Genomic DNA, 8,585 nt, shown 5'->3' on the forward strand with positions numbered 1-8,585 from the left:
GGTCCATGCCGCCGCCACCACCCTCGCGGCCCGCTCAATCGGCCTCGGCCGCCGACGATCTCGAGGGCGGCGGCATGGACCAGATCCTCGCCGAGCTACGCAGGAGCGAGCGCGACCCGGACGCGGACGAGGACACCGACGAGAGCGAGCGCGTCAATCAGATCCTCGCGGACTTGCTCGGCAACGACAGCGAGCCCGACTTCGAGGCCGACATCATGGCCCAGACCGAGGCGCTGGCCGAGCCCGAGCGGTCCGGCGCTGCCCATGGTCAACATGATCAAGAGGACCAAGTAGATCAGAGCGGCCCGCGTGGCTCGCTGGACACGTCCACCGACATGCTGACCTCGGCGCTGTCCGAGCCCATGTTGGACGACGGTCTGGCACCCCCGTTTGCCGACCCAGACGACGCGCCAGTCCCCAGCGACGAGGCCGGCCACGTCGGCGACGCCGAGGACTTCGACCTCGACTTCGACTGACGTGGGGCCAACCTAGCCGAGGCCACCCGCGAAGCAGAAGTACTCGACCAGGGCCCGGCGAGCCTCGGGGCTGCGCCCGGGTGCCGTGCCGAATTTCTGCAGCGCGTCGCCGGCCGGGGTCGCACCGCGTGCGACCTGGCGGTCGAGCGAGTCGAGGAACCGCGCCTCGGTCCGGCCCTTCGAGTCACGGACATCCAGGCGATCCAGCCCGGCGCGGGCGAACGTCAGCAGCTGGGTGGACTTGCTCAGCACCTCGGGATCGCTGAGCCCGTGCTCACGCGCGCGCTTCCACAGGTCCATGCGCTGGGCGAAGCTCAGATCGGCGACCAGCTCCCAGGCGGCCGTGCGCGCGTCGTCGTCGTAGATCAACCCCTTGGACAGGGCCGGCAGCGCGCACACGGTCTGCGAGCCGATCGAGTCGGCGCCGCGGATCTCGATGAAGGGCTTGATGCGGACCTCCGGGAACAGCGTGCTCAGGTGCAGCTCCCAGTCGGCCTGCGTAGCCCGGTGCATCGTGCCGTCCGGATCGACGAAGCCGTCGGCCAGGAACCGGCGAAATGGCACGTGGTGCGGGTGGTAGTGGTGCCCGCGCTTGACGAAGAACATCGGGACGTCGAGCGCGTAGTCGACGTAGCGCGCCCAGCTGAACTCGCCCTCGAAGATCCACGGCAGCAGCCCGCAGCGATCCGGATCGACGTGCTCCCAGGTGGCCGAGCGCAGCGATCGAACCGGACCCAGCGCGTGGGGTGGCGGACCCGCTGGCACCGTCTGCCCCTCTTTGAACGGGGAGTTGGCGAACAGCGCGGTGATCAGCGACGAGACCCCGAGCATCAGCCGCATCCGCCGGCCGCACTGCGCCTCGTCCTTGTAGTCGAAGTTTGCCTGGACCGTGCAGGTCCGCAGCATCATGTCGAGGGCCAGATCGCCGCGCGTGGGCAGGTACTCGCGCATCACGGCGTAGCGGCCCTTCGGCATCATGTCGATCTCGTCGCGGGTCGCGAAGGGATGAAAGCCGCAGGCGATCCAGGCCACGCCCATCGGCTTGGCGACGGCGTGGAGCTCTTCGTAGTGGGCCGTGAACTCGGCGCAGGTGTCGTGGACGGTGGGCAGCGGCTTGCCGCTGAGCTCGAGCTGGCCGCCGGGCTCGAGCGTGATCGAGGCTCCGTCGCGCTCGAGCGCGATCAATTCGCCCGCGACGCCACGATCTTTCGACTCCGCCCAGCCAAAGCGATCTCGCAGGCCCTCGAGGGTGGGGAGCACGTGCTCGCGGTAGCGCACGGGTGTTGGCACCCCGTCCGCGAGGTACAGCCCGAACTTCTCTTGCTCGGTGCCGATCAAGTGCTGGTCGGGGCGCTGCGCCTTCTCGAACCACCGCACGAGCTCGTCGGTGGACTGGATGGGTTGCGCGTCACCGCGCCAGCGTGGCTCACTCATCAAATTGGAGGCTTTCTCGGGAAGGGCCGGGCCAGCCTCGGGGGGCGGGCAAGCAATGCGCGGTTACGCAAGCGATCGCGCGCTGTTACGTGGGGGACGTCGCTCGGCTGTGCGCTCGATCGCCGCGGATACGAGCACGCTCCGTCGCTGCACACAAACACAAATCCTGGGGCTGGACGTCTCAAACTCACGTGCTGTGTTCGCGCGGGCGTACCGAACAGTCTCCCCGCCACAGGTCGGGCCAGCGCGCCGATCGGTCCCGACCCGCGTGATCACCAGCTTGACCCAGTGGGGGCACGGTTGTAGCCTGCCCCGGCTCGATTAGCGGGCACCCGCGAGGCTTTCATGGCACTTCCCACTGCACCGGACGCTCCCTGCGTCATCGGCAACCAGATCCTGATCCGTGGCACCTTGGTCGGCGAAGAGGACCTCGTCGTCGAGGGCCGGATCGAAGGCGCGATTACCCTGGCCGGTCACTTGATCGTGGCCGAAGCTGGCGTGATCGAGGCCAACCTCGACGTCGACAGCGTCGAAGTCCGCGGCGAGGTCATCGGCGACATCTCGGCGGCCCGCTCGATCACGATCCAGCAGGGCGCACGGGTCCAGGGCAACGTCCGCGCCCCCCGAGTGATCATCAATGACGGGGCGCGGTTCCGCGGATCCATCGAGATGAAGGTCGATCTTCCCGAAGATCTCGCCAAGGTCCTCGCTCGCGGCCACTGAGTCGGCTCGCGCTTCCACCACTACCGAGCACACGGAGCACAATTTCCATGGCCAACACCGTCATAGGTAGCACCATCGTCGTCGACGGCGAGATCTCCGGCGACGAGGATCTCGTCATCCTCGGCACCGTCAAGGGGCAGATCAGCCTGCGCGAGAACATCGTCGTCGAGCGCGACGGCGTCGTAGAAGCCAACGTCGAGACCGCCACGATCACCGTGCATGGCTCGGTCACGGGCGACATCCACGCCTCGGATCGCGCCGAGCTGCGGGCCGACTGCCGCGTGGTCGGTGACATCCACGCTCCACGCATCCTCATCGCCGACGGCGCCTCCTTCAAGGGCAACGTCGACATGGACGCCTAATCAATGTCGGCGCTACCACGTTCCACCAACGACGACGACGTGACCGAAGAGACCGTCGTCGGTCCGGCGATCTCGATCCGGGGCCGCATCGAGGGCGAGGAAGACCTCCGCGTCGAGGGACGCGTGGAGGGCTCGATCTCTCTCACGGAGACGCTCTACGTCGAGCCGGGCGGGGTCGTGCTCGCGCAGGTCGAAGCGCGCGACGTCGTGATCTCGGGCATCGTCATCGGCGACATCACGGCGCTCAACTGCGTCACGCTCAACAAGGCCGCCAAGCACGTCGGCAACATCTCGTCGCCGCGGGTGATCATCGCCGACGGGGCCTCGTTCCGCGGTGACGTGATCATGGACGGCGAGGGCTTCACGCCGCCAGCGCGCGAGCGCACCCGGGCGACCTCGACGGTCCCCCGCTCGACCGTCTCGCGGGGACAGACCGCCACGCCATCGCGGGCTCGCGCGGCCAGCTCGGTCAGCGGCAGCTACGACGCGCGCTCGGCCTCGGCCCCCGCACCGCGGCGAGAGGTCGTGACCCCCTCGCGCGAGCGTGCACCCGAGGTCCGGCGCTCGGCACCCGCTGCCACGCCAGCTCCATCGCGTCGGGCCCACGAGGACGACGACGACACCGTGGTGATCAAGCAGCACGCCGCGCTGCGCAAGGGCGAGGCGCCGCCAGAGGCCGACGAAGAGAAGTCCGGCCGCCGTCGCCGGGCCAAGAAGTCCGCTCGCTCGCCGGCCCGCGGTCGCAGCAAAGCCGGCCGCCGCGGCAACAGCTGATTCCAGCTGATCCCAGCCCATCAGAGCAGCGTTTGCTCGGTCCAGAGCGCCCGTCGGAAACGATGGGCGCTCTAACAATTTCGCCACCCACGGCCGGTGCAAAACCAGGTAACATGCGCGCCCGAGGCCCCTATGCGCAAGTTCGTGATTCACTCCCTGTTCGCGGCCGTCCTCGCGGTCACCGTCACCACCACTGCTGCCTGCAATCAGGGCGACCCCAACGCGCTCGAGACCCACGTCAAGAAGCTCGATGACGCGGAGGCGCGCGCGGAGGCGTTCAAGCAGCTCGAGCGGATCGTGTCTGGCATCGCCACCGATCCCGAGGACACGCGCCGCCAAGAATTCGCCGAGAAGGTGCTGCCGAAATTCGAGGAGCTCTACTCGGAAGACGAGGTCGCGCCCTACCGCGAGCAGATGCTCAACATGGCGATGGCCATGAAGCGGCCCGAGGCCGTGGGGATGTGGAACAAGGCGCTCGAGCTCGATGGATCGGCCGAGGGTCACAAGCAGGCGCTGCTGGCCCTGCAGGGCATCCGCGAGTCAAAGGCCGAGGCCGCCGCAGAGACGATCATCGCGCAATTCACCAAGCTGACCGAGAGCCCCGGCAAGGACATGGGCGAGGGCCAAGAGGGCGCGCTGCGCTACGAGATGGCCCGAACCCTGGGCGAGCTCAAGGCCAAGGCTGCGGTCGGGCCGCTGATCACCGCGCTCGAGCAGCCCGAGGAGAATCAGCCCAAGGTCGTCTACAAGGCCGCCATCGATGCGCTCGGCCAGATCGGCGATCCCGAGGCCGTCAGCGTGCTGATCTCGGTCCAGTTCTCGGTCGCCGACGCGCCCGGCACCCAGTCGATCGGTGAGCGAGCCGTGCGCGCGCTCGGGGCGATCGGCGAGCCCGCCGTGCCCAAGCTCGTCGAGACGATGGAGGGCAAGAACACCAAGGTCAACGAGCTCGCCGCCGAGAAAGACGTGCCCGTCCAGGTCGTCCAGCAGAGCGCGGTTCGGATCTTGGGTGTGATCGGCTCGTCGAAGGCGACCGAGGCGCTCATCGCCTACATGCCCCAGAAAGACTGTGGCGGCGACGAGGAGGTCGACGTGGCCGCGCTCGAGGAGAGCGAAGAGGGCTTCGATCAGAGCGCGGCCGTCGGGCTGCGGGCGTTCTCGGCCAACTCGATGGGCTTCATCGGTGATCCGGCCGCCGTCCCGGCGCTGTGCCACTGTCGCAACGCGACCCACAACCCGGGCGACCTGTGGGAGATCATCTCCGCGCTCGGCCGGATCGGCGGCGACGAGGCGTTCGCGTGCATGGAGAAGATCATGGCGACCGGGTTCTACGACCCGGAGGAGGCCGTCAACTCCGACTTCAAGTATCAGGTCCGCTGGGAGGGCGCGCGCTGGATGATCCTCGCGGCCCCGCCCGCCAAGGCTGCCGCAGCCAAGGCCGCGATCGACACCAACGAAGCCAACGTCAAGGCCGAGATCGAGAAGCTCGGCTGGGCCACCGGCCTCGCCGTGCTCGAGTCCTGCAAAGAGGACGTCGCCTGCTACGAAAAGATCCTGATGGACTCGAGCAAGGGCTGGTTCGAGCGCGAGGTCGCGGCCTTCAACTTCGCCCGCATGTCCAAGCCGGGCGACATCGAGGCCGCCGCCAAGCTGGCCAAGGCGTTCAAGACCCGTGACCCCGAGGCGCGCATCAACATCGCGTGGCTGTCGGCGCGGGTCGCCGGGACCACGCCCTGCCCCGAGTGCTCCGACGCGCTCGAGTCCGTCATGAGCGCGGAAGAGCTGACCAAAGACGCCAACATGCAGGGCGCATGGCTGACCGCCCGCCAGGCGATGGCCAAGATGACCAGCGGCGGCAGCGGCAGCGGCGGCGGCGAGTAGCCGCGCACTGCATCGTTCGCGCGGCTGTCACAGGTCGCGCGCGGGGGTGGCGATCGAGCGCAAGTTCGATCGCCCTTGTCGTTCGAGCTCCTCGGCCGAGCTCCCCCAGGACTCATAGCTGCGCCGGACCGACTCGAGCGGGCTCTCGCCGAGTCGCTCGAGCCGCCGATCAAACTCGAGCAGCAGCGCCGGGTCGACGTTGCCGAGCCGCCGGGCGCTGGTGATCGCCGCGCGGGCCCGGGTGACGGCCTGCTCGGCCTCGCGGACCTCATGCTCGAGCCGCGCGCTGTGATGGATCAGCCTGCTGGGATCCGGCGCGCCGTTGGCTGGCGTGGTCCCAATTGGGTCGACGGCGGCGCTGGCTGGACGGGGGGCAGGGCGACTCTGGGCCAGGCTCGCGAGCCCACCCACGCCGACGGCGGTGATCGCCAAGACGGCGACGGCCGTGAGCAGGCGGACCCGCGGACGTGCGCGAGCTGGACCGGTGAAGCGAGGTCCGGGGGGCTGATTCACCGTCGCAGCATACTCCCTCGGGTGACCAGGAACATGGGCCCGAAGCTCATGTCATGCTCGGCCGTGCCGCGAAGTCCGACCCTCGCTCGTGCCCGTCTGTCGTCGCCCGCGCTCGTCGCTGCCCTCGCCTCACTCGCCCTGCTGGGGATCGGGGGTGGCTGCGCGGCAACCACGAGCGGGCAGGGTGGGGCCCCACTCGCGCCTGGGCCCGCGGCGGGGGATCGGGCGTCTACGTCGGATCCATCCGGCGCGACCAGCACGGATCCAAGCGCGTGGCTCGACGAGGCCGAGCGCGCGCTCGCGAGCGGGGAGCTGGCTCGCGCGGCGACCTTGTTTGCGCGCTACCTCGGCCACGACGGGTCCGGCGAGCGCGGCCGCCAAGCCTACGCGGGCCTGGCCCGGGCCCACGAGCTGCTGGGTGACTTCGACGCCGCGATCCGTGCGTACGACGGGTTCCTGGCCCGCTTCGGAGATGACCCCACGGCCCACCTGATGCTCGCGCGGCGCGGCGCGTGCGAGGCCCAGGTGTTGGCGTGGGAGCGCTCGGCCGCCTCGTATGCACAGGTGATCGAGCTCGGCGGCGACGCGTTGATCCCCAGCCAGCAGGTCGAGGCGCTCGCCCGCCAGGGCTTCGCGCTGTATCAGCTCGGCCAGCTCGAGCAGGCCGACGCCGTGCTCGCCAACGCCGACGCGATCTACGAGGCGGCGACCAGCGCAGGACAAGAGCGCTTCTCCGACACCTACTTCGTGGCCATGGCCCGATTTTATCGGGCCGCGATCCTGCACCTCGAGTTTCGCAAGGTCCGGATCCGCCTGCCCGAGGCCCAGATGGACGCCGACTTCGAGGCCAAGCTCGCCCTGCTCGAGCGCGCGCAAGCGGCCTACAACGAGGTCGTGCGAGCTCGCCACGTGTACTGGGTGTCGGCCGCGGGCTACCAGCTGGGGTCGCTGTTCGAAGAATTTTATGACGCGATCATGTACGCGCCCGTGCCCGACTGGCTCGACGACGCCCAGCGGCGCACCTACTACCTCGAGCTCGAAGAGCAGCTGCGCCCGGTGATCGACAAGGCCGTGTGGGTGTTCGAGAAGAACCTCGAGACCGCGCGCAAGCTCGGCTACGACAACGAGTTCATCGAGCTGACCCAGGCCCAGCTCGGGCACTTGCAGGGGATCGTGCTCGGACGCGGTGAAGGTGGCGGGCCGATGCCCCGACTCGCGCCCCGCGATCCGGACGACGCGGACAGCTCGGATCCCTCGATGCCCTCGCCGCAGGACGAGCTGCCCGCGGTCGAGCGCAAGCTGTTCGTGCCGATGCCGACCACGCTGTAGCTAAGAGTTACTGGATCTCATCGAGCAGCGCCGAGCAGCCGGCGGCGATCAGCTCGTAGACCGCCGCGTACTGCTCGGGCCCGCAGCCGATCGGATCCGGGACATCGAGCCCGCGCCCGCTGGCCTTGGGGTCGGCGATCGCCCGCAGCATTCGCAGCCGGGCCCGAAACCCCTCGAGCTCGCCGAACGCCGAGGGGGCCGCGAGCCGAGCGATCTTGTCGTGGTTGCGGCGATCCATGACCACGACATGATCGAAGCTGCTCAGGTCATCGCGGACCAGCTGGCGACCGGTCCCGGTCAGGGTGATCCCGTGCGCCGCCGCGATCTCCTGCGAGCGCGGGTGCGGCTCGCAGCCCTCGACCGCGTCGGTCCCGGCGCTGTCGATGTGCAGGCGATCGAGCATGCCCCGCTCGGCGGCGAGGTGGCGAAACACGCCCTCGGCCAGCGGCGAGCGGCACATGTTGGCGTAGCAGACGAACAGCACGCCGACCGGCTGTGATGGTTCGAGGCGCGATCGGTCGTTCATTGCTCGTAGATCTTGCGCACGTCGGGGTCGTCGTGCAGCGGGGCAAAGGCCAGCTCGACGCCGACCTTCTTCATGAGCTTCTTGTTGCCGCGCTTCTCGAGCTCGGCGAGGTGCTCTTTCGCGAACTCGAGATCGCCGGCCAGCGCCGCCATCTTGGCCAGGTTGAAGACTGGATCGGCGTAGAGCGAGTGGGCGTCGCGGGCCCACACGAAGAACGGCTCGGCGCGCTCGGCCTCGCCCTTGGTCAGCAGCACCTCGCCGCGCGCGTTGGCGACCTTGGCCGCGTCGAGCTTGGCAGCACCCGCCGCGATCGCGTCCTCGAGCGCCTTTTGAGCGGCCGCGTCATCGTTGTCGAGGCTCTTGGCCAGCTCGAACAGCCCCGGGATCTGGTCTTCGGGTGGGGCGACCTCGGCCCCGTCGCCGGCCTCAGCCGCTCCGGTGGTCGCCCCCGCTTCTGCTCCGGCCACGCCCGCTTCTGCGCCCGGCTCTGCTCCGGCCGCGCCCGCTTCTTGGTTGTCGGCCGGAGCAGAGCCGGGCGCAGAAGCGGGCGTGGCCGGAGCAGAAGCG

At 69.2% G+C, this 8,585-nt stretch carries 8 protein-coding genes and 2 pseudogenes; 6 read left to right on the forward strand and 4 right to left on the reverse strand.

The window, feature by feature from the left end; translation table 11 throughout:
* Positions 1-476 (forward strand): annotated as a pseudogene (locus ENSA7_RS43775) (hypothetical protein); the annotation flags it as partial.
* A gap of 12 nt (positions 477-488) precedes the next feature.
* On the opposite strand, the gene ENSA7_RS17490 reads toward ENSA7_RS43775, so the two are convergent.
* Positions 489-1,910, reverse strand: coding sequence for a glutamate--cysteine ligase (locus ENSA7_RS17490; protein ID WP_106090440.1), 1,422 nt, complete (start codon positions 1,908-1,910; stop codon positions 489-491).
* Positions 1,911-2,255: 345 nt separating this feature from the next.
* On the opposite strand from ENSA7_RS17490, the gene ENSA7_RS17495 reads away from it, so the two are divergent.
* From ENSA7_RS17495 to ENSA7_RS17510, 4 genes are all read left to right on the forward strand, one after another.
* Positions 2,256-2,633, forward strand: a complete 378-nt coding sequence (locus ENSA7_RS17495; RefSeq protein ID WP_106090441.1) for a bactofilin family protein — start codon at positions 2,256-2,258, stop codon at positions 2,631-2,633.
* A gap of 47 nt (positions 2,634-2,680) precedes the next feature.
* Complete coding sequence (locus ENSA7_RS17500; protein WP_052557719.1) at positions 2,681-2,995, forward strand: bactofilin family protein; 315 nt, start codon at positions 2,681-2,683, stop codon at positions 2,993-2,995.
* A 3-nt stretch (positions 2,996-2,998) separates the two neighbouring features.
* Positions 2,999-3,769: a bactofilin family protein gene (locus ENSA7_RS17505; protein WP_106090442.1), complete on the forward strand. Its 771-nt coding sequence runs from the start codon at positions 2,999-3,001 to the stop codon at positions 3,767-3,769.
* A gap of 144 nt (positions 3,770-3,913) precedes the next feature.
* Positions 3,914-5,650 carry a HEAT repeat domain-containing protein gene (locus tag ENSA7_RS17510; protein WP_146157808.1) on the forward strand — a complete coding sequence of 579 codons (1,737 nt, stop codon included), beginning with the start codon at positions 3,914-3,916 and terminating at the stop codon, positions 5,648-5,650.
* A gap of 27 nt (positions 5,651-5,677) precedes the next feature.
* Here the strand turns inward: ENSA7_RS17510 and ENSA7_RS43780 are convergent, their stop codons facing one another.
* Positions 5,678-6,163, reverse strand: coding sequence for a hypothetical protein (locus ENSA7_RS43780; protein WP_181233837.1), 486 nt, complete (start codon positions 6,161-6,163; stop codon positions 5,678-5,680).
* A 63-nt stretch (positions 6,164-6,226) separates the two neighbouring features.
* Here ENSA7_RS43780 and ENSA7_RS17515 point away from each other — a divergent pair, with 63 nt between their 5' ends.
* On the forward strand, positions 6,227-7,492 hold the full coding sequence (locus ENSA7_RS17515; protein ID WP_181233838.1) for a tetratricopeptide repeat protein: 1,266 nt from the start codon (positions 6,227-6,229) through the stop codon (positions 7,490-7,492).
* Between the two features lie 7 nt (positions 7,493-7,499).
* Here the strand turns inward: ENSA7_RS17515 and ENSA7_RS17520 are convergent, their stop codons facing one another.
* Positions 7,500-8,018 carry a low molecular weight protein-tyrosine-phosphatase gene (locus ENSA7_RS17520; protein WP_106090445.1) on the reverse strand — a complete coding sequence of 173 codons (519 nt, stop codon included), beginning with the start codon at positions 8,016-8,018 and terminating at the stop codon, positions 7,500-7,502.
* Positions 8,015-8,585: pseudogene (locus ENSA7_RS17525) on the reverse strand (hypothetical protein); the annotation flags it as partial. The pseudogene ENSA7_RS17525 and the gene ENSA7_RS17520, both read right to left, overlap by 4 nt.

The sequence above is a fragment of the Enhygromyxa salina genome, assembly GCF_002994635.1.
Taxonomy (GTDB): Bacteria; Myxococcota_A; Polyangia; order Nannocystales; family Nannocystaceae; genus Plesiocystis; species Plesiocystis salina_B.